The organism is Streptomyces sp. NPDC107454 (assembly GCF_055582885.1).
Window position 1 is genome coordinate 75,440 of the sequence record NZ_JBVJPA010000027.1, and the last position, 18,774, is coordinate 94,213.

Here is an 18,774-nt window from a genome sequence, read left to right on the forward strand (position 1 = left end):
TGTCCCTTCCAGGCGCGCCGATAACAGCCTCGCTCTCAATGAGCCGGACGTTCTTCGCCAACCGGGCGACCGTCAAGCAGCAATCGAAAGGAACTTCCGTTGAGCACCTACGAACTGATCGCAGCCTGCTGGGTCACCGCGGGGGACGCGCCCGCAGGGGCGGAGGACGACCGCAGCCCGCTCGGCGTTCGTGAGCGCATCGAAGCCGCGGGTCGGGCCGGCTTCAAGGGCTTCGGCATCGGCCACCTCGACCTGCTCGAGGCGGAACGCAGCGTCGGCTTCCCGGACCTGAAGCTGATGCTCGCCGACAACGGCATCGAGCACTTCGAGATCGAGTTCCTCGTGAACTGGTTCACCACCGGCGAGGACAGGAAGCGCTCCGATGAAATCCGCGCTGACATGCTCCGCGCTGCAGAAGCGGTCGGCGCCCGCCACATCAAGGTCGGCGACCACACCGGTGCCACGGTCACCGTCGACCGGCTCGCCGAGAGCTTCGCCGGGCTGGCGGCCGACGCCGCCAACGCGGGTTCGCGGATCGCGCTCGAGCCGATGCCCTTCGGCGCCGTCAAGACCCCCCAGGCGGGGCTGGAGGTGGTCCAGCGGGCCGGACACCCAGCGGGCGGGCTCCTGATCGACATCTGGCACACGGTACGCGCCGGCGTCGACTTCGCCACCCTGCGCGATCTGCCGGCCGAACACCTGACCAGCATCGAGCTCGACGACGCACCGCTGACCTGGGAGGGCGACCTCCTGGCGGACACCTTCAATGGACGGCGACTGTGCGGTGAAGGCGAGTTCGACGTGGCTGGCTTCATCGACGCCATCAAGAGCACCGGCTACCAAGGGCCGTGGGGCGTGGAAATCCTGGGTGCGGAGTACCGCAAGCTGCCCCTCGAGGAGGCGGTGAACGCGGCCCACGCGACCACACTGCGCTTCCTCGACCGGCCGGTCGACTGAGCGCGCCAGGTCAATCCCCATCGCGGTGGCCCGATGTTCGTCCTTCTCGATCAGGCCGACTCCCCTCGGCCTGATCGAGTCTGCCCAAACCGCACCCGTCTGGACGGATGACTCACATGGATCTGCAACTGGACGGCTGCCAGGCCCTCGTCACCGGTGCCGCCACCGGCATCGGCCGTGCCACCGCGGAACACCTGGCCGCCGAGGGCTGCATGGTTGCCGCACTCGACATCGATGTGACGGCGCTGCACGACCTCGAAGAGGCCACCGGGAAACTTGCCGATTCGGTCATCGCCGTACTGGCCGACCTGTCGAGCGCGGCAGGGTGTTCTGAAGGAGCGGCCCAGGCCCTGGAAGCACTCGGCGGCCTGGACACCCTGGCGAACAACGTCGGCTCGGGTGCCGTACGGCATATCGCCGACCTTGGTACCCCCGAGGAGGTCGCCCGGGTCATCACTTTCCTCGCCAGCGATGCCGCGCTTTGTGACCGGGTCGGTCTGGGGCGTGGACGGCGGCAGCGTTCGGAGTCTGCTGTGACCGCGGCACCTGCCCCGCCCTGCCGGTCGGCGCAGACCGGCGCCCGATTGGGGCCCGCGCCCCTCCCCAGTGCATGGACGGAGATCACCATGAACACAGCATCCCGCGCGCAGGCGGTGGCGTCGTGAAAGCGGTCGTGCTCTCATCGGACCGCAAGCTCGCGCTGGAGGACCGGCCGGTCCGGGAACCCGGCCGGGGCGAAGTACTGGTCGCTTCGGAGTACTGCGGTATTTGCGGCACCGACCTGCACGCCGCTGAGCTGGACCTCTTCGCGCCGCCAGTCACCATCGGGCACGAGTTCTCTGGCGTGATCGCCGCGATCGGGCATGGTGTCACCGGCTGGAATGTCGGCGACCGGGTTGCGGTGAACCCCAACGGGAACATCTGCGGCGTGTGCGAGGCGTGCCGTGCCAGGCGCACCAACCTGTGTAAGTCCGCGGTCTTCGACAACGGCCTCGGTGTCCGCCGCGACGGGGGCATGGCCGAGTACGCCACGATCCCCGCGGTCCACCTGCACCGGCTGCCCGACTCTGTCGACAGCAAGCGTGGTGCGTGGACCGAGCCGCTCGCCGTCGCGAGCCGCGCCGTACGCGGGTCAGGCATCCGGCTCGGTGACTCCGCCATGGTGATCGGGGGCGGTCCCATCGGCCTGCTGACCGTGCAGCTGCTGCGTCGCGCCGGCGCCGCGCGGGTCGAGGTCGTCGAACCGTCCAGTTTCCGCCGTGACGTGGCCATGCGGGTCGGCGCGGATGCGGTCTACACCCCGCGGTCGCTTGACGAGGCCGTCGCCTCCGGGGACTTCCGGCCGGTCGACCGGGTCTACGAGTGTTCCGGGCACCCGACCGCGGTACAGACCGCGATCACCTTGACCGCGCCGGGCGGGAGGGTCCAGCTGATCGGGGTCGCTGCGGCACCGGTCGCATTCTCCGCGATGGACGCGCTCATCAAGGAAGTGACCATTTCGGCGAACTTCATCTATGTCGAGGAGTTCGACCAGGCCATCGAGCTGTTGCGCCGGGACGCCGTCGATGTTGTCTCACTGACCTCGACGGTCGTAACGCTCGATCAACACGAGGCGGCGTTCGATGCGCTTCGTCAGCCTGAATTCACCATCAAGGCACTGATCAAGACCGCAGCCTCCGCTTGATCGCCTGTTCTGGAATCCGCTCAGCACACCGCCAGAAAAGAGTCGCCAGATGTCTCCGTTCACCCAGACCAGAACCATCACGACCCCGCGGCGCCTTGCCGCCATATGCCTGAGCGCGGCCCTGATCGGCGGTGCCACGGCATGCAGCGCCACTGGTCCCACCGCCTCCGGCGCCGCTAAGGGGTCGAAGATGAAGCTCGGCCTGTCGATGCCGACGCTCAACACGCCTTTCTTCACGGTCCTGGTCAACGAGGCGACGGCCGAGGCGAAGGTCAAGGGCGGCAAGGTCGTGCAGACGACGAACGCCAACCGTGACGCCAGCCAGCAGGTGAACGACTTCCGCAATCTCATCGCCGCCGGCGCCAACGTCATTCTGGCGGGCGTGGTCGACCGGTCGGCGATCCAGCCCGCTCTGGACTACGCCAAGAGCCAGCACGTCCCGGTGGTCATCGTCGATGACGCGCCCGCCGCGGGCGATGTGTATGCCGTCGTGAAGGCGGACAACAAGGCGATGGCAGCCCAGGCCGCGGATGTTCTGGCGACGAAGGTGCCCAAGACCGGCAAGATCCTGGAGATCATGGGCGGCCTGACCACCACCAACGGACAGGACCGCAAGACCGGCTTCGACCAGGAGTTCAAGAAGAAGGCACCGGGTGTCAAGGTCATCCAGCAGTCCGCCGAGTGGGACGGCCCGACGAGCGCGAACGTCATGTCGGCCGTGCTCAGCAGCACCCCAGGCCTGAGCGGCGTCTATCTTGCAACCGACACGCTCTACTACGACCCGGTCGCCGCGACTCTGAAGGCACGCGGCCGTCTGGCACCCGTGGGGCAGTCCGGACACCTGCCGATAGTCGCCATCGACGGCGGCGTGGAATCGCTCAACGCGATCCGCAAGGGCTATCTGGACGCCACCATCTCGCAGCCGGTGCTCGACTACGCCAAGTACGGCGTCGACTACCTCCAGGACGCGCTGGACGGCAAGAAGATGAAGGCCGGAGCCAGCGACCACAACAGCACGGTCGTGAAGAACGGTGCCTACTTCATCGACGAACTGCCCGCCCCTGTGGTGACGAAGAAGAACGTCGACGACTCCACCCTGTGGGGCAACAAGTCATGACGATCCCCAGCCAGACCGCCGACACGCACGACCTGCTCGGCGCAGGCGAACCCCTCGTGGAGATCAAGGACGCCGTCAAACGCTTCGGCGCCACCACGGCGCTCGACGGCCTCTCGCTCACCGTGCGACGGGGCGAGTCGCACGGACTCGTCGGCCGCAACGGCGCCGGCAAGTCCACTCTGGTGTCCGTCCTGACCGGACTGAACGAGATCGACTCCGGCACGTTCCTGCTGGGTGGGGCGCAGCCGCCACCGCGCTCGGACCGCAAGGCATGGCTGTCCGCGGTCAGCTGCGTCTATCAGCACCGCACTCTGGTGCCCGGCCTCAGCGTCGCGGAGAACCTGTACCTGGGCACCTACCAGAACAAGCAGATGATCTCGTGGAGCGCCTTGAACAAGGCCGCTGCGGAGGAGCTCGAGAACTGGGACATCCCCATCTCTCCGACGAAGAAGGTCATGGATCTCGGCGTGGGCGAGGCCCAGATGATCGAGATCGTGCGGGCCCTCAGCCACGGTTCGCGCTTCGTCATCCTCGACGAACCGACTGCCCAGCTCGTCGCCAGCGAGATCGACATCCTCATGACTCGCGTCAACCAGCTGCGCGAACGTGGAGTGACGTTCCTGTTCATCTCCCACCACCTGGACGAGGTTCCGCAGGTGTGCGACGCGGTGACCGTGCTGCGCAACGGCAGACATGTCCTGAGCGGTGATGCGCACAAGCTCACCACCTCCGACATGGTCTCGGCGATGGTCGGCGACGAGGCTTCTGGCACCGTCCTCACCGCCAAGAAGCAGATAGTCCGGCCGCCGCTGCCCGAAGACGCTCCCGTCGTGCTCGACGCCGCGGTGCGCGTCGACGGTTACCAGGACTCGATGGAGCTGTCGCTGAGGGCCGGCGAGGTCGTCGGCCTGGCCGGGCACCTCGGGTCGGGCACACGCCACCTGGCCCTGACCCTGGCCGGGCACCACCGGAACTGGGAGGGCGCGATCACGGTCCAGGGCACTCCGGTGCCCCGCAAATGGGACCCCTACACGGCAGTGCGCACCGGCGTCAGCCTGCTGCCCGAGGACCGCATCAACACCGGCCTGGTCGGCCAGATGTCCATCGAGGACAACATGACCATGCCTGCCCTGAAGAAGCTGACCAAGCGTGTGCTCCTGGACCGCCGTGCCCGGCGCCGGTTCGCCGAGACCAACCGCACCGACCTCGGCGTGAAGTGCTCCTCCGTGTCCCAGCCCGTGGGCGAACTCAGCGGCGGCAACCAGCAGAAGGTCCTGCTGGGCTCGGCACTCAGCACCAACCCGGCCGTGCTCGTGCTCCTGCACCCCACCGCCGGCGTCGACATCGCCTCCAAGGCCACGATCCTCGACATCGTCGAGCAACGACGCAAAGAAGGACTGGCCGTCCTCCTCGTCAGCGACGAACCGGAGGAACTCGCCTTCTGCGACCGGATCCAGGTCTGGGTCCGCGGCAGGAAGACCACGGAAGGAAGCGGCATGACCGAGAGCGAACTCGTCGCCGCCATGGAAGGCTCCGAACTGTCCAGCGAGGGATCATGACCACCAGCACCCACCACAACGACGTCGCCCCACCCAAGCGTGGCGGCATACCTGCCGCCGCACACGACGCCCGGGGCCGCACGCTCGCCGACTTCCTCAAGCCCGAATGGGCCGTCCTGCCGGTCCTCGTGGTCGTCATCGTCGTCGGCGCCGTGCTGAACCCGACCTTCCTTTCCTACAACAACATCTACGGCATCCTGCAGCAGACCAGTGAACTGGCGGTCCTCACCATGGGGCTCACGCTGGTGCTCATCACCGGCAAGTTCGACCTGTCACTGGAGTCGATCTTCGGGCTGGCACCGATGGTCGCGGCCTACTGTTTCCTGCAGGTCGCCGGCGGCAGCCTCGGCCTCATGAACTCGCCCATCGTGGCCTTCCTCGCCGTCTTCGTCGTGGGCGCGATCATCGGAGCGTTCAACGGCATGCTCGTCGTGCGCCTGAAGTTCAACGCCTTCATCGCCACCCTCGCCACCCTGATCCTGCTGCGCGGCGTCAGCCTCGGGCTGACCCACGGCGCCACCCTGTCCGGGCTGCCTTCGGTGATGACCATCCCCGGGCAGGCCAGCGTCGCGCAGCTGCCGCTTTCCTTCCTCATCGCGCTGGTGGTGCTGATCGCCCTGACGCTGTTCCTCTCCCGGCACCGCGTCGGACGGATGCTCTACGCGGTCGGCGGAAACCCGCAGGCGGCCCGGGTCGCCGGCATCCGGGTGGAACGCGTCATCATGGGCGTCTTCATCGTCGGCGGCGTCCTTGCGGCACTCGCCGGCCTGCTGCAGGCCGGACGCATCGCCTCCATCCCGTCCTCCCTCGGGCAGAACCTCATCTTCAACGCCTTCGCCGCCGCCGTCCTCGGCGGTGTCAGCCTCAACGGCGGCCGCGGCACGGTGGCCGGGGCCTGCGGCGGCGTCCTGCTGCTGGTCCTCATCCAGAACGTGCTCGTCCTCTCCAACGTCCCCGCGTACTGGATCAGCGCCACCACCGGCGCAATCATCCTGATCGCCCTGCTCATCAGCAAGGTCAGCGGAGCAGACAAAGGCGCGTGAGCGACACCCGTAGCGGTCCGCACGGCCGGGCCGCTACCGGAACCAGACTCCCGAGGAGCAGACAGTGAGACTCGAACACAAGATCGCCGTGATCAGCGGCGCAGCGGCCGGGATCGGAAGAGCCACCGCCGAACGGTTCGCCGCCGAGGGCGCGCAGGTGTATGCCGCAGACGTCGCCTACACCTCTCCCTACGACGAGGGCACCATCCACCACCGCCCGCTCGACGTGCGAGACCTCACCTCGTGGGAAGAGCTCGCGGAAGAAGTCGCCGCGGCGGGAGGCGCCGACATCCTGGTCAACAACGCCGGCACGGTGGGGACCTACGCAGGTATCACCGATATCGACCTCAAGGACTGGGACAACATCATTGCGATCAACCAGACCGGGGTGTTCTACGGGATGCGGACGTTCATCCCGCAGATGACCAAGACCGGCGGGTCCGTGGTCAATGTCTCCTCCATATGGGGCGCGGTAGGCGCGGCGGGCGTCGCCGCCTACACCGCGTCCAAGGGCGCGGTCACGCAGATGACGAAGAACGCGGCACTCACCTACGCGGGACAGAAGGTCCGCGTGAACTCCGTACACCCCGGGCTCATCGCGACTCCCATGATCGATGCGCAGGACCAGGCCGTCTCCGACGCCGTGATCGCCGTGACACCGCTCGGACGCATCGGGCAACCCGGGGAGGTCGCCAACGTCATCCTCTTCCTGGCCAGCGACGAGGCGTCCTACGTGACCGGGGCGCAGTACATGGTGGACGGCGGGTACACAACCCCATGACAGGCCGAAAGACCTGACCACACGGAACGCCCCGGCCCCTGCGCGACCTTGTGAGAGGGCCCTTGTTGCGGACAAGAACCGTTCGGCTCAAGAAGCCCCACGTCCGAGCCTGAATTGATCATCGCCTGTTGGACGAGTGCCGGCGCGTGCGACCCGCTGGGCCCAGACGACCGGAGCCCGTTGCCGGTCCAGGACCGGATCGAGGCCATGACACAGGCAGGTTTTGCCGGGTTCGGTATCCGACACAGCGACCTGCTCGTCGTGGAGGAGGAGCTTGGGTTCGCGGCATTCAGGCGCCTGCTCGACGCGCACGGACTACGGCATGTGGAGTTGGAGTTTCTCAAGGGCTGGTATGCCGACGGCGAGGTGCGCGCCAAGTCTGACGCTGCTCGTGAGGACCTTCTCCGCGCGGCTGGAGAGCTAGGCGCGAGGTGCATCAAGGTCGGCGGCCATCTGGCCGGAGGCGCCTTGGACATCGGCCGGGTGTCCGAGGAGTTCGCCGTCCTGGCTGAGCAGGCGCACGCGGTCGGGACGGTGGTGGGTCTCGAACCGATGCTCTTCGCCGACATTCGCACCCCGCAGGAGGGCCTGGCGGTGGTCCGCGCGGCCGGCGGCCTGTTCCTCGACGTCTGGCACGTCGAGCGGGCAGGAGTCGACGTCGCCACCCTGGCCGAGATTCCAGCCCAGTACATCGTTGGGGTCGAACTCGACGACTCCGACGCCGAGATCCGCGGCACCCTGCTCGAAGACACCATGAACAACCGCAAATTCCCGGGCGAGGGAGTGCTGGACGTTAAGGGCTTCATCGACGCCGTCGTGAGGACCGGCTATTCCGGCACCTGGGGCGTGGAGATGCTGTCCACCGAGTTCCGTCGGCTGCCGGTGGGTGAGGCGGTGCGCCGGGCTCACGACACCACTGCTCGGTTCTTCACGCCCAGCTCCTGATCATCCGGGGCCGGCCGGGGCGCCGGCAAAGCGCCCCGGGCCGGAAAGTCCGCACTCGCCCGCGACAATCAGGACACGAAGGGAAAACGCCGATGCAGGCAGTATTGATCACTGGCCCTGGGGCACTGGAGATCGGTGAGATCCCGAGGCCGACGCTCGGTACAAACGATGTCGAGGTCCGCACCGCATACGTCGGGGTGTGCGGCACCGATGCGCACCTCTACGAGGGCAACAGTTTCTATATCGAGCACGGCTTTTTGACCTACCCCTTCGCATTCGGTCACGAGTACAGCGGAGTCGTGAGCGCAGTCGGACCAGAGGTGCGGGAGATCAAGGTCGGAGACCGCGTGGTCGGCCACTGCATGGTGCCGTGCGGCGCCTGTGACCGATGTCAGCAGGGGCGAGCCAATCAGTGCCGCTCCCTGAGCGAGGTCGGGCTGCGCCACATCCAAGGCGCCGCGGCCGAGTACGTAACCGTTCCGCACACCGCCGTGACACCGCTGCCCGAGCACCTGTCCCTGCGAGCCGCTCCTCTTATCGAGCCGGGCGTCACTGCCTATCGCGCCTGCCGGCGCACGAACATCATCCCCGGCGACCGCGTCGCGATCCTGGGCACCGGCACGCTCGGCCTGCTGGCGGGCCAGTTCGCCAAGCTGTCCAGCCCGCAGGTCGACGTGCTGGGCGTCGCCGAGTCCGAACTCGACTTCGCGCGCACGCTCGGTTTCCGCAACGTGCTGCACGTCGACGACGCTCCGCGCAACGCCTACGACGTGGTAATTGAAACCTCGGGCGCGGCCATCGGGTTCGCTCTGGCCACAGACCTTGCCGACAGCGGCGCCCGGATCGGCCTTGTCGGCCTGACGGTGAACGGTTCACGCGATGTTGACCAAGAGAAGATCGCGCTCAAGGACCTCAGCATCTTCGGGGTCCTGCATGGGCTGAGCCATTACCGAGAGGTGGCGGCCCTCTACGCCAGCGGCGCCGTCGACCCAACACAACTGATCGCCGAAGTGGTGAGGCCGAGCGAGGCCGCCCAGGCCCTTCACGCGACCGCAGGCGGCGTCACCAGGACGCGCCCGAAGTACCTGCTGGAGTTCGCCAGGGAGTAGCACTGAGAACGAGGGGCCAGCCTCTACCGGTCCGGCTCTGACGGCCAACCCCCTGTCACGTGACTCCCTGTCGCCCGTCCCGAGCACCTGGTGCGGGCGGAGCATGGCTGACCGGAGCAGAACAGGGCCGAGGCGATCCTCCGACTCTTGTCGGCACCGTGCTGTTTTGCAGATCGATGAGCTGCCTCAGCAACGGCGGCCCGAATCGGACCGTCGTCCGGCAAGGCCTTGTTGGCGCGCATGACGGTCTGGCAGGCGCGGCGCACATCTTGGCGCAGGTCGTGGTGGAGGACCGCGGAGAGGCGGCGCTCGCACAGGAGGCGGGTGTTGTCGTGGTCGAGGTCGTGTGCGATGAAGACGGCGCACGTCCTGCCCAGGGCACCGAAGGCGTCCAGAGTGGCGCGGTTGCCGCCGCCCATGGAGTAGACGGCCGCGATGTCCTCGTCGCGTTTGAGAGCCTCCAGCACGAGATCGCGCTGGGTGGCGTCCAGACCGTCACTGTCCGTAACCTCGACCAGAGTTCGTCCGGGGTCGGTGAGGCGCATCGCGCTGCGGAAGCCCATCTCGCGTTCCTCCTCACCGCGGAAGGAGCCCCGGCTGATGGTGGTGAGCACGTTGCCTGGGCGGTCGCCGAGCCACTGCTGAAGGAGGTAGGCGGCGGTGGCGCCGGCCGCGCGGTTGTCGATGCCGATGTAGGCCAGGCGTGCACTGTGGGGCAGATCCGTCACCAAAGTGACGACGGGGATGCCGCCCGCTACGAGCCGTCCGACTGCGGCCGCGATCTCCGGTACGTCAGGGGCCTTGAGGATCACGAACGTGCACCGCGACTACCACCTCGGCTTCCTCACCCAGGAACGCGCCGCGGTCTACCCGGCGCACGTCCACCGCCTCTCCCCCGTGCTCACCCTCCAGGGCGCCGTCGCCCACTGCGACATGCCCGTCGAGTCTGGCCCGACGCTCTACCTGCCGCACTCACAGAAGTACGAGCCCGGTTACCTCGCCTGGCGGCTCCCGCAATTCGTCGAGTACTTCGACGCCCACCACGTCCAACTCCCCCTGGAAAAGGGCGACGCTGCCTTCTTCAACCCCGTGCTCTTCCACGCTGCCGGGCACAACCGCTCGACCGGCATCCGGCGCATGGCCAACCTGCTGCAGATCTCCTCCGCCTTCGGACGCGCGATGGAGACGGTGGACCGCGAGGCGATGGCCAACGCGCTCTTCCCGGTGCTGCTGCGCCGCAAGACCGAAGGGGTTTCGCAGGACTGGCTGCGCCGCGTCGTTGCCGCCACCGCCGAGGGCTACCCCTTTCCCACCAACCTGGACCTCGACCCCCCGGTCGACGGTCTCGCACTGCCCTCCCAGACGGACACCGTCTGGCAAGCCGTAACCGAGGGCTGGGCCACCGACCGGCTGCGCCAGGAACTGCAGGCCGGCGCCAAGCGCCGCCGCGGCTGAAAGGGACACCGCACTCATGACACTTCTTCAGGAAAAAATCGTCCTGGTCAACGGCGTCAGCCAGGGCGTCGGGATGGCATCGTACGGGCGGCCGTACGGGAGGGCGCAACCGTCATCTTCACCGGCCGCCGGGTCGAGGTGGGCGAGAAACTCGCCGCGGACACGGGCACGCACTTCGTGCAGGCGGACTTCGCCGATCCGGCACAGGCACGCGACAGTGTCGTACAGACCGTGGACGCTCACGGGCGCGTCGACTGCCTGGTCAACGCGGCCGGGCTGACGTCACGTAGCTCGCTCCTGGACACACGCCGGAGCTGTTCGACCAGCACATGGCGATCAACCCGCGAGCGCCGTTCTTCTCGATGCAGGCAGCGGTGGCCGACATGAAGGCCCGCCAGGCGCCGGGCACCATCGTCAACATCGGCTCCAACTGCGCCCATGGCGGACCGCTTTACCTGGCCCCCTACTCCGCTGCCAAGGCCGGTCTGGCCGGACTGCCCCTCCCCCACGCTCGACTTCGCTCGCGCGGGGGCACCCTCATCGCCGCCCACGCCCACCGCTGGGACCGCATCCGCATCAACGGCCTCAACATCGGCTGGACCGACACCGAGGGCGAGGACGCGACCCAGCGCGCCTTCCACGGCGCGGGAGACGACTGACGGGAGAAGGCCGCCGCATCACTGCCCATGGGCAAGCTCGGACAGGTCGACGAGACCGCCGGCCTCGTCGTCTTCCTGCTCTCCGATCGCAGCAGGGTGGTGACCGGCTCGGTCGTCGACTGGGACCAGATCGTTTTCGGCGGCCAGGAGTGAGCCGTCTTCCATTGCCGGGCTGAACCGCACCCATTTCGAACTGAAGGAGCAGCATTCTCGTGCGCACAGGCGCGGTGCGCAGCAGTCAGCCGGCCGCTTCGGCCGCGGGGGCGCGATCGTCGCCAGGATCCATAGAGAGTTGGCGGTAGGCGCTGCCGGCCGGCAGCAGGGCGTAGGCACGGATCACGAAGGCGCCAACCCTCGCCCGCTGCAGCCCGCGGGCGTTCAGCAAACCCAGGGCGGCTGTCCGAGGGCGGGTGAGTAATTAGCGGGTTCCAGCAGTGTGCGTGCACGTGTGGTGGGACTGCTGTCGGCGTACCGCACGGTGAGGGTGAGCTGGCTGGTGATTTGGCGTTCGCCACGCAGGCAGGGCGAGGAGGTCGATGAGTTCTCCCGGGCCGACAAGAAGAAGCTCACCCAGGCCGCCTCGACCGCCCGGCTTGCCACCGAGGCGAGGATCGAGAACGGGCGGGCGCTGGCGGCCGAGGGTTGCAATGATGTCCCCCATGCTGTCGTAGAGGGCCCCGCCTGGACTCATGTCGCATCCAATGCCCGGTGACGCCGCCCGCCCATGAAAGGCCCTCGTCCTGGGTGGAGACTTCCTGCTACTCGGACATCACCTGGGGCAGGGCGTGTGAGCCGAGCGCGGCCGGGTCGCCCTGCATGACATTCAGCGATATGTCACGCCGGACGATGCGCCAACCGTTAGCACGGCGCTCCCACTTGTCGATCCACGGGCCGGTGGCGTCAAAGTACAAGTGACTGCGCTCCCCGGCCCCTTGGTGACGTGCCAGTACGTACACCTCCGTCGAGGCCGTGTCACCGTCGACCTCGATGAGAGCGCTTCCAAGGAGATGCAATGTCGGTCCGCAGTTGGCCAGGAAGCCGCTGACTTCTTCTCGCATCTCCTTGATACCGGCGCGTTCTCCGAGGCCATAGTCGAAGGTGAGGTCCTCGGCGAACACGGTGTCGAGGGAGTCCCAGTCGCGCTTGTCCAGGATCCGCGTCATGCGAGAGAGCGTCTGGGTGATCTCTCGCTCGTCCAGGAGGGTTTGGAGGTCGGTCATCATCGATTTCCTTCTCTGTTGGTCCGCTAAGCCGGTCACCAGGGGCCCACAACGCCCGGTGGCCAGGCACATCAGTTACGCTAAAACCTGACACCAATGTCAGAGGCAAGTCCTGTGTCACAGGTCATAGGAGCGAGGGCGGCATGCGCATCGGTGAACTGGCGTCACGCGCGGGGGTCAGCGTCAGGTCTCTGCGCTACTACGAGCAGCAGGGGCTGCTGACCAGCACCCGCAGCACCAGTGGGCAGCGGCACTACACCGACGACCAGGTCGTGCGGGTCGAGCTCATCCAGTGGCTGTACGCCGCAGGTCTGTCCAGTCGCACCATCGCCGAGATGCTGCCCTGCGTCGACATCCCCAACGCCGAAAACTCCGCCGCCGCGCTGAAGCGACTGACACAGGAACGCGACCGGCTCACCGAGCACATCGCCGGTCTCGTCCACACCCGAGACACCCTCGACACACTGATCGCCGCCTCTGCGCGCACTCATGGGCAGCGGTTCCGGTCGGCCCCAGGTGAGTGACCACTGCCGCGCCGCCCTTCCCCGGCACGCGGATCAGCGACCTTCCTGCCGGGTTCGCTCACTGATGACTTCCCTGCGTCGGTAATGGGGTGGCCCCGGCCTCAGATAGCCGTCCGGTCTACTGCGCCAGAGGGAGCGTGGGCGACAGTGAGGCTAGTGCTGTGACCTCATAGGTTCACCGGGTTGGTGGTCGTGGCGGTTGGATGTGCGGTGACGTCCGATCCGGCCGCTGGAGGTGCGGTGGCCGAGCCGGTCCGTGTGCGCAGACTGACCGACCGGGAAGGGCAGCGGCTGCAGCAGATCGCGCGTCGGGGCAGCAAGAGTTCGGCGCGCGACGATGCTGCTGGCTTCGGCCGGCGGGAACCGTGTGCCGGTGATCGCCCAGCTGGTGCAGGCCGACGAGGACACCGTCCGCGACGTGATCCACCCGGTTCAACGAGATCGGCCTGGCCTGCCTGGACCCCAGGTGGGCGGGAGGCCGTCCCCGCCTGCTCAGTCCTGACGACGAGGACTTCGTCGTCCAGACGGCCACCACCCGCCCGGCCAAGCTCGGCCAGCCTTTCACTCGCTGGTCGATCCGCAGGCTTCTGATCTACCTGCCCCGTGTCCACGGCCGGGTCATCCGCATCGGCCGCGAGACCTTACGCTGCCTGCTCGCTCACCGTGGCGTCACCTTCCAGCGCACCAAGACGTGGAAGGAGTCCCCCGATCCCGAGCCCGACGCCAAACGCCATCTCCGGGCCCGGCGCACGCCTCCCCATGAGAGGCTGGACGGCATGGGGGCGGCGCCGGACGATCAGACTTCCCAGGAGTTCTTGGCAGGGATCCACGTTGGCGACCTCTGCAGCGGGACGGTCGCAGAGGTCACGCGGTCTCGGGGGGGGTGGCGGTGACCCTGGACGGGTTCTCCGTGCGCCCGCTGGGGACCGTCTGGCCGGCCGACGTCTCCTGGCGCTGGAATACGGCTGCGGCCGTGGCGGTCGGCCAGCGGATCACCGCTGAGGTGATGGCCGTTGATCTGGATAAGAGCCGGGTCCGGCTGGCGATGACCGCCACCGAGAATCCGGAACTTTGGGCGTTCCTGAAATCACGTCACCGCGGAGAGATCCTTTCCGGGACAGTCGCGGCGATCGAGCGGTTTGGCGTGTTCGTGTCGCTGGACGACGGCCCTGAACACCCGGTCTTCCCTGGCGTCGGGTTCATCACCATCCCCGAACTGTCGTGGCGCCACATCGACGCGGTTTCGGACGTCGTTCGGGTCGGACAGCACGTCTCATGTGAGTTCCTTCAGTTCGACGACTGGAACGGGGAGGCAAGGCTGTCCTTGAAGGCGATGCAGCCGGACCCTTTCGCGGCGTTCGTCGAAGGGACTGCGGTGGGCCAGACGCTGCACGGACAGGTCACCAAGGTGGTCCCGTTCGGCGCCTTCGTTCAGGTCGCCGACGGCATTGAGGGACTGGTCCATCTACGAGAGCTCACCCGGATGCCTGTGCAGACTCCGGAGGACGTCCTTCAGGTCGGCGACGAGGTCACGGTCGTCGTCACAGAAATCGACCGACAACGACGCAGGCTGGCACTCTCCCGACGTGAGGTCTCACCCGGCCTCCGGTGACACCTGCGTGCCGCTGTCTCCCCTGCGCGAGTGCTTCAGTCCCTCAGCCTGTTTGATGAAGGCGAGGCCCCGCCCCAACCCGGTTGGGCTATGCGGTCACAGCACTGCGATCTGCATCTGGGCCGCGTAGGCCATCGACAGGGTTGCGGCGTCCGTGAACGACACGCTGGCCGACTTGTGCGCCGCGGCCCGGGCCGGCAGCAGCGCGTATTCGGCGTAGCTGCCGGCCAACGGCAGGGCCCGAAGACCTCGTCGCCGATTGTGAACCCTTCGACCCCGTTGCCGATGTCCTCGACGACGCCCGAGATCTCTGTGCCGCAGACTGCGGGCAGGGCCAGGAAGGACCTCCCGCAGGTAGCCGGCGCACACCTTCCAGTCAGTCGACCGCGTTCACCCCGGCCGCGTGCACCGCGACCAGAAGCTGCCCCGGTCCGGGAACGGGCCTGGGCAGGTCGATGAAGGAATGTGTTTCGGGACCGCCGTACTGGGTGAGGACGTATTCCTTGGGCATGGCTCCTCGTCCTGCTCGATGTCATGTCTTTTCGATCCCTCGCCGGGCACACCGGAGGCCTCCGGAGCAAGGAGCCTCCGGTGTGGTGGCGTGGGTCAGCCGGGGTTCGTCCTCGTGTCGTCGGACCCGGGGCGTCCGCAGGAGGCTAGAGCGTCAGGACCGGCTCGCCGTCGAGGAAGATCGCGTGCGTGTTGAAGTACGCGTCGAGACCTTCGGGGCCGAGTTCGCGCCCGTAGCCCGACTGCTTGACGCCGCCGAACGGCACCGCGAGGTCGACGGTGATGCCGTTGTTGATCGAGACCGTGCCGCTGCGGATCTTGCGGGCGACCTCGAGCGCGTGCTGCTCGTCACTGCTGTAGACGGCGCCGTTGAGCCCGAACTCGGTGTGGTTGGCCAGCCGGATCGCCTCGGCCTCGTCGTGGTAGGTGAGCACCGCGGTCACCGGGCCGAAGATCTCCTCCTGTGCGACGCGGGAGTCGGGCGACACATCGGTGATGATGGTCGGTGAAACGTAGTAGCCCTTGTCGAACCCGGGCGCGCGATCACCGCCGACGGCGAATGTCGCGCCTTCCTGCCGGGCCGTCTCGAAGAAGCCGAGGACCCTTTCGTAGTGCGCCTTGTTGATCATCGGACCGACCATCACGTCCGGGTCGGCCGGATCGCCGACCTTGAAACGTGCGAACGCCTCGGCCAGCGCCCCGACGATCTCGTCCTTGCGGCTCTCCGGAACGATCAGCCGGCTCGGAGTCACGCACTGCGCGCCGTTGTTGTTGCAGACGTTGATCGGCACCGTGGAGACGACCCGCTCCAGATCCGCGTCCGGCAGGATCAATGCCGCCGATTTGCCGCCGAGTTCGAGTGTGACCTGCTTGAGTGTCGGCGCTGCGGCCGCGGCGATCGCGCGCCCGACGGGCGTCGAGCCGGTGAACGTGACCTTGTCCACGCCCGGGTGACTGACGAGCTGCTGACTCTGCTCAGGACCGGCGGTGAGGACGTTGATCACACCGGCCGGCAGGCCGACCTTGAGTGCGGCGTCCGCGATGTAGCCGGCGCTCAGGGGTGAAAAGTCGGACGGCTTCATGATGACCGTGCAGCCGGCCAGGAGTGCCGGCGGAAGCTTGAAGGCGGCAAGACCCAGCGGCGCGTTCCACGGCACGATCGCGGCCACGACACCGACGGGCCGCTTCTCGATGCGCGCGGTGACGCCGCTCAGGCCGGTGCGGACCTCGTCGAGTTCGGTGGAGTCGGCGAGGCTCGCGTAGTAGCGCAACAGGCCGGCAAAGGCCAGCGGGTTTCCGCGGGCCGCACCGATGACCAGCCCGGTCTCGGCCATCACCAGCTCGGCGATGGCATCCGCGTGCCGCTCGATCTCGTCGGCGAGCGCGAGCATGTAGCCGGCTCGTTCCTTCAGGGAGAGGTGGGGCCAGGGCCCCACGTCGAACGCCGTCCGCGCGGCCCGCACCGCGGCATCCACGTCACCGCTCGACGCCAATGCGACCCTGCCGAACCGCTCTTCGGTCGCCGGATTGATCAGCGACTCCGAGCGGCCGTCCGCGCCCGGGTGCCACTCGTTGTCGATGAACAGATCCCGCTCGATCACAGGCGCCGGTTGACCCTGCACTGCCATGGAGAACTCCTATAGCCAGCAATATTTTGGACGCATCCATCCAATTGGACGCGCATGTCCAAAGTAACAGACGGAACCGTCCAGAATCAGTAGACTGAGCACATGAGCACTCCAGAGGGCCTCACGCGCAAGGGACTGGCCACCCGCGCCCGCATCGTGGAAGCCGCCGCGGAACTCGTCCTGGAACGAGGCGTCAACGCGACGACGCTCGAGGACGTCCGGACCGCGACGAGGACCAGCAGGAGTCAGCTCTTCCACTACTTCCCCGAAGGCAAGCCCGACCTCGTCAGCTCGCTGACGCAATGGCAGGGCGCGCGGGTGCTTGACGCGCAACGGCCCTACCTGGACGAACTCGGCTCCTGGGAGTCGTGGCAGAAGTGGCGGGAGGCTATCGCGGCCTTCTACCGGGAGCAGCCCTGCTGGGGCTGCCCCATCGGCTCGATGGTCAATGAGCTCGTCGGCAGCCACGACCAGGTCGCCGCGGCGGTCCAAAACGTGTGGGCCGAATGGCAGCGTCTGCTCCAGGCCGGGATCGAGCGCATGATCGCCGGGGGTCTGCTCCGGGCCGGCACCGACGGTCAGCGGCTCGGCCGCTCGATTCTCGCGATCTTGCAAGGCGGGCTGCTGATGACCAAGACGACCCGCACCGAAGAGCCACTCCTCGACGCACTCGACGCGATCTTCCTCACCCTGCGAGCACACGCCGTCGATCCCCCACACTGAAGACGACGGACGCACGCACTCTGGAGATCTCCACCAGGAAAACCGTGACCGAAGGCGTCGCCGCACCGACCCTCGTACATCCGGCGGGCGCGCGGCTGCCGGACCGGACACCCGGCTCCCACATCGATGTGGTGCTGACCGAGGGAATGATCCGGTACTGCCCGCTGTGCGGGAACCGATGGGACAACCACTCCCCTCCGGCGCCGCCGGAGAAGCACCTGTTCAGTGCGGGGGCGGCCTTGGCATCGCCCCGCTCATGCCGAGGGTCCACCAAACCGAACTGCTCAGCGCGGACCGGCAGTGCTCCACGGCGGCCACACCCGGGCATCCATGGCCGTCTTTCTCTTTTTCGACACTTCAGAGCTCGTAACAGGATCATGAGCGGTGTTTCTTGAGGCGTCTCCAGCAGATGAGGCTGCAGACCAACGAAGTGAACGCGTCGTGGAGTTCGGTGCGGCGTTCCCAGCGGACGGCGAGGCGCTTGAACTGGTGGAGCAGAGCGGAGGTCTGCTCGACGACGTAGCGGAGCTTGCCCGGACCCTTGATGTTCGGGGCGCCCTTGCGGGAGATGACCGGCAGAATCCGTCGCTTGCGCAGCTCACGCCGGTTGGGGTTGGAGTCGTAGCCCTTGTCACCGAGAAGTGAGTCGGGGCGGCGGCGCGGGCGACCGGGCTGTCCGGCCACGGGCGGGATGCCGTCGACGAGGGCGAGGGGCTGGGTGACGTCGTTGAAGTTGGCCGCAGTGGTGATGACTTTGAGCGGGGTGCCGCGTCCGTCGCAGATCAAACGGTGCTTGCTGTCCGTTTTCCGTCGGCCGACCGGCGACGGACCGGTGTCGGCTCCCCCTTTTTTCGCGCGGATGTGGGAGCCGTCCACTCACGCGCGGGACCAGTTGAGCTCCCCGGCCGCGTTGAATTCGGCGAGCAGGATGCGGTGCAGCCGGCCGAAGACCCCGGCCTGCTGCCAGCGGTCCAGGCGCCGCCAGCAGGTCTGCCCGGAGCCGAACCCCAGCTCCAGGGACAGGAGTTGCCAGGTTATGTCGTTGTAGAGCACGTACAGAATGCCCTGCAGACACAGCCGGTCCGCCACCGGCCGCGGGCTCGGTGCCCTCTCCGGCCAGGGCGGCAGCAGCGGCTCGATCAGCGCCCACAAGTCGTCGTCCACAATCCACGGCCGAGTGCTCACACCGTCCGGAACGGCCGAATCGTCACATCGGTCACGCCGGACCGGGGCACTTCAACAAGATCT

Annotated in this window: 17 protein-coding genes and 6 pseudogenes; 16 read left to right on the plus strand and 7 right to left on the minus strand. The window is 67.4% G+C overall.

All coding sequences use genetic code 11. The features are described 5' to 3' along the window. The first annotated feature begins 99 nt into the window (after positions 1-99). The 9 genes from ACZ69M_RS46110 (at position 100) to ACZ69M_RS46150 (ending at position 9,195) form a co-directional block, all read left to right on the plus strand. Positions 100-957, plus strand: coding sequence for a sugar phosphate isomerase/epimerase family protein (locus ACZ69M_RS46110; RefSeq protein ID WP_470059716.1), 858 nt, complete (start codon positions 100-102; stop codon positions 955-957). A 116-nt stretch (positions 958-1,073) separates the two neighbouring features. Continuing rightward, entirely contained in the window at positions 1,074-1,622 is a 549-nt protein-coding gene (locus tag ACZ69M_RS46115; protein WP_470059717.1) for an SDR family NAD(P)-dependent oxidoreductase, read from the plus strand. Further along, entirely contained in the window at positions 1,568-2,641 is a 1,074-nt protein-coding gene (locus tag ACZ69M_RS46120; protein ID WP_470059718.1) for a zinc-dependent alcohol dehydrogenase, read from the plus strand. The genes ACZ69M_RS46115 and ACZ69M_RS46120 overlap by 55 nt, the downstream gene beginning before the upstream one ends. Before the next feature lie 49 nt (positions 2,642-2,690). Further along, positions 2,691-3,758, plus strand: a complete 1,068-nt coding sequence (locus ACZ69M_RS46125; protein ID WP_470059719.1) for a sugar ABC transporter substrate-binding protein — start codon at positions 2,691-2,693, stop codon at positions 3,756-3,758. After that, positions 3,755-5,317 (plus strand): sugar ABC transporter ATP-binding protein, encoded by a 1,563-nt coding sequence (locus ACZ69M_RS46130; RefSeq protein ID WP_470059720.1) that lies wholly within the window; start codon positions 3,755-3,757, stop codon positions 5,315-5,317. Before ACZ69M_RS46125 ends, ACZ69M_RS46130 begins: the two co-directional genes overlap by 4 nt. Beyond that, a complete protein-coding gene (locus ACZ69M_RS46135) occupies positions 5,314-6,360 on the plus strand; it encodes an ABC transporter permease (protein WP_470059721.1) in 1,047 nt (348 codons plus the stop codon). The genes ACZ69M_RS46130 and ACZ69M_RS46135 overlap by 4 nt, the downstream gene beginning before the upstream one ends. A gap of 64 nt (positions 6,361-6,424) precedes the next feature. Beyond that, positions 6,425-7,141: an SDR family NAD(P)-dependent oxidoreductase gene (locus ACZ69M_RS46140; protein ID WP_470059722.1), complete on the plus strand. Its 717-nt coding sequence runs from the start codon at positions 6,425-6,427 to the stop codon at positions 7,139-7,141. Between the two features lie 180 nt (positions 7,142-7,321). Further along, entirely contained in the window at positions 7,322-8,086 is a 765-nt protein-coding gene (locus tag ACZ69M_RS46145; protein ID WP_470059723.1) for a sugar phosphate isomerase/epimerase family protein, read from the plus strand. A 92-nt stretch (positions 8,087-8,178) separates the two neighbouring features. Next, positions 8,179-9,195 (plus strand): zinc-dependent alcohol dehydrogenase, encoded by a 1,017-nt coding sequence (locus tag ACZ69M_RS46150; RefSeq protein ID WP_470059724.1) that lies wholly within the window; start codon positions 8,179-8,181, stop codon positions 9,193-9,195. 206 nt (positions 9,196-9,401) lie between these two features. Here the strand turns inward: ACZ69M_RS46150 and ACZ69M_RS46155 are convergent. Next, a pseudogene (locus ACZ69M_RS46155) lies at positions 9,402-10,007 on the minus strand (substrate-binding domain-containing protein); the annotation flags it as partial. Positions 10,008-10,011: 4 nt separating this feature from the next. Between ACZ69M_RS46155 and ACZ69M_RS46160 the strand changes: the two are divergent. From ACZ69M_RS46160 to ACZ69M_RS46170, 3 genes and pseudogenes are all read left to right on the plus strand, one after another. Then, positions 10,012-10,650, plus strand: a pseudogene (locus tag ACZ69M_RS46160) (phytanoyl-CoA dioxygenase family protein); the annotation flags it as partial. Positions 10,651-10,666: 16 nt separating this feature from the next. Continuing rightward, positions 10,667-11,462, plus strand: a pseudogene (locus ACZ69M_RS46165) (SDR family oxidoreductase). A gap of 295 nt (positions 11,463-11,757) precedes the next feature. Continuing rightward, on the plus strand, positions 11,758-12,021 hold the full coding sequence (locus ACZ69M_RS46170; protein ID WP_470059725.1) for a hypothetical protein: 264 nt from the start codon (positions 11,758-11,760) through the stop codon (positions 12,019-12,021). A 46-nt stretch (positions 12,022-12,067) separates the two neighbouring features. Here ACZ69M_RS46170 and ACZ69M_RS46175 read toward each other — a convergent pair whose 3' ends face one another. Continuing rightward, on the minus strand, positions 12,068-12,532 hold the full coding sequence (locus ACZ69M_RS46175; RefSeq protein WP_470059726.1) for a nuclear transport factor 2 family protein: 465 nt from the start codon (positions 12,530-12,532) through the stop codon (positions 12,068-12,070). 140 nt (positions 12,533-12,672) lie between these two features. Here ACZ69M_RS46175 and ACZ69M_RS46180 point away from each other — a divergent pair, with 140 nt between their 5' ends. The 3 genes and pseudogenes from ACZ69M_RS46180 to ACZ69M_RS46190 all read left to right on the plus strand — a co-directional run bounded on the left by ACZ69M_RS46180 (position 12,673) and on the right by ACZ69M_RS46190 (position 14,665). Continuing rightward, positions 12,673-13,053: a MerR family transcriptional regulator gene (locus ACZ69M_RS46180; RefSeq protein WP_470059727.1), complete on the plus strand. Its 381-nt coding sequence runs from the start codon at positions 12,673-12,675 to the stop codon at positions 13,051-13,053. 240 nt (positions 13,054-13,293) lie between these two features. Then, positions 13,294-13,781 (plus strand): annotated as a pseudogene (locus ACZ69M_RS46185) (helix-turn-helix domain-containing protein); the annotation flags it as partial. Positions 13,782-13,942: 161 nt separating this feature from the next. After that, on the plus strand, positions 13,943-14,665 hold the full coding sequence (locus tag ACZ69M_RS46190) for a S1 RNA-binding domain-containing protein (RefSeq protein ID WP_470059728.1): 723 nt from the start codon (positions 13,943-13,945) through the stop codon (positions 14,663-14,665). A 96-nt stretch (positions 14,666-14,761) separates the two neighbouring features. On the opposite strand, the gene ACZ69M_RS46195 is transcribed toward ACZ69M_RS46190, so the two are convergent. The 4 genes and pseudogenes from ACZ69M_RS46195 to ACZ69M_RS46210 form a co-directional block, all read right to left on the minus strand. After that, the gene (locus ACZ69M_RS46195; protein WP_470059754.1) at positions 14,762-14,896 is read right to left on the minus strand and encodes a hypothetical protein; all 135 of its coding nucleotides are present in this window, start codon (positions 14,894-14,896) and stop codon (positions 14,762-14,764) included. Between the two features lie 29 nt (positions 14,897-14,925). Continuing rightward, a pseudogene (locus ACZ69M_RS46200) lies at positions 14,926-15,045 on the minus strand (hypothetical protein); the annotation flags it as partial. Continuing rightward, positions 15,042-15,176 (minus strand): hypothetical protein, encoded by a 135-nt coding sequence (locus ACZ69M_RS46205; RefSeq protein ID WP_470059755.1) that lies wholly within the window; start codon positions 15,174-15,176, stop codon positions 15,042-15,044. The gene ACZ69M_RS46205 and the pseudogene ACZ69M_RS46200, both read right to left, overlap by 4 nt. Positions 15,177-15,321: 145 nt before the next feature. Then, complete coding sequence (locus ACZ69M_RS46210) at positions 15,322-16,803, minus strand: aldehyde dehydrogenase (RefSeq protein WP_470059729.1); 1,482 nt, start codon at positions 16,801-16,803, stop codon at positions 15,322-15,324. Positions 16,804-16,905: 102 nt separating this feature from the next. Here ACZ69M_RS46210 and ACZ69M_RS46215 point away from each other — a divergent pair, with 102 nt between their 5' ends. Beyond that, positions 16,906-17,526, plus strand: a complete 621-nt coding sequence (locus tag ACZ69M_RS46215; protein WP_470059730.1) for a TetR/AcrR family transcriptional regulator — start codon at positions 16,906-16,908, stop codon at positions 17,524-17,526. Between the two features lie 375 nt (positions 17,527-17,901). On the opposite strand, the pseudogene ACZ69M_RS46220 reads toward ACZ69M_RS46215, so the two are convergent. Then, positions 17,902-18,711, minus strand: a pseudogene (locus tag ACZ69M_RS46220) (IS5 family transposase). Between the last annotated feature and the right edge of the window lie 63 nt (positions 18,712-18,774).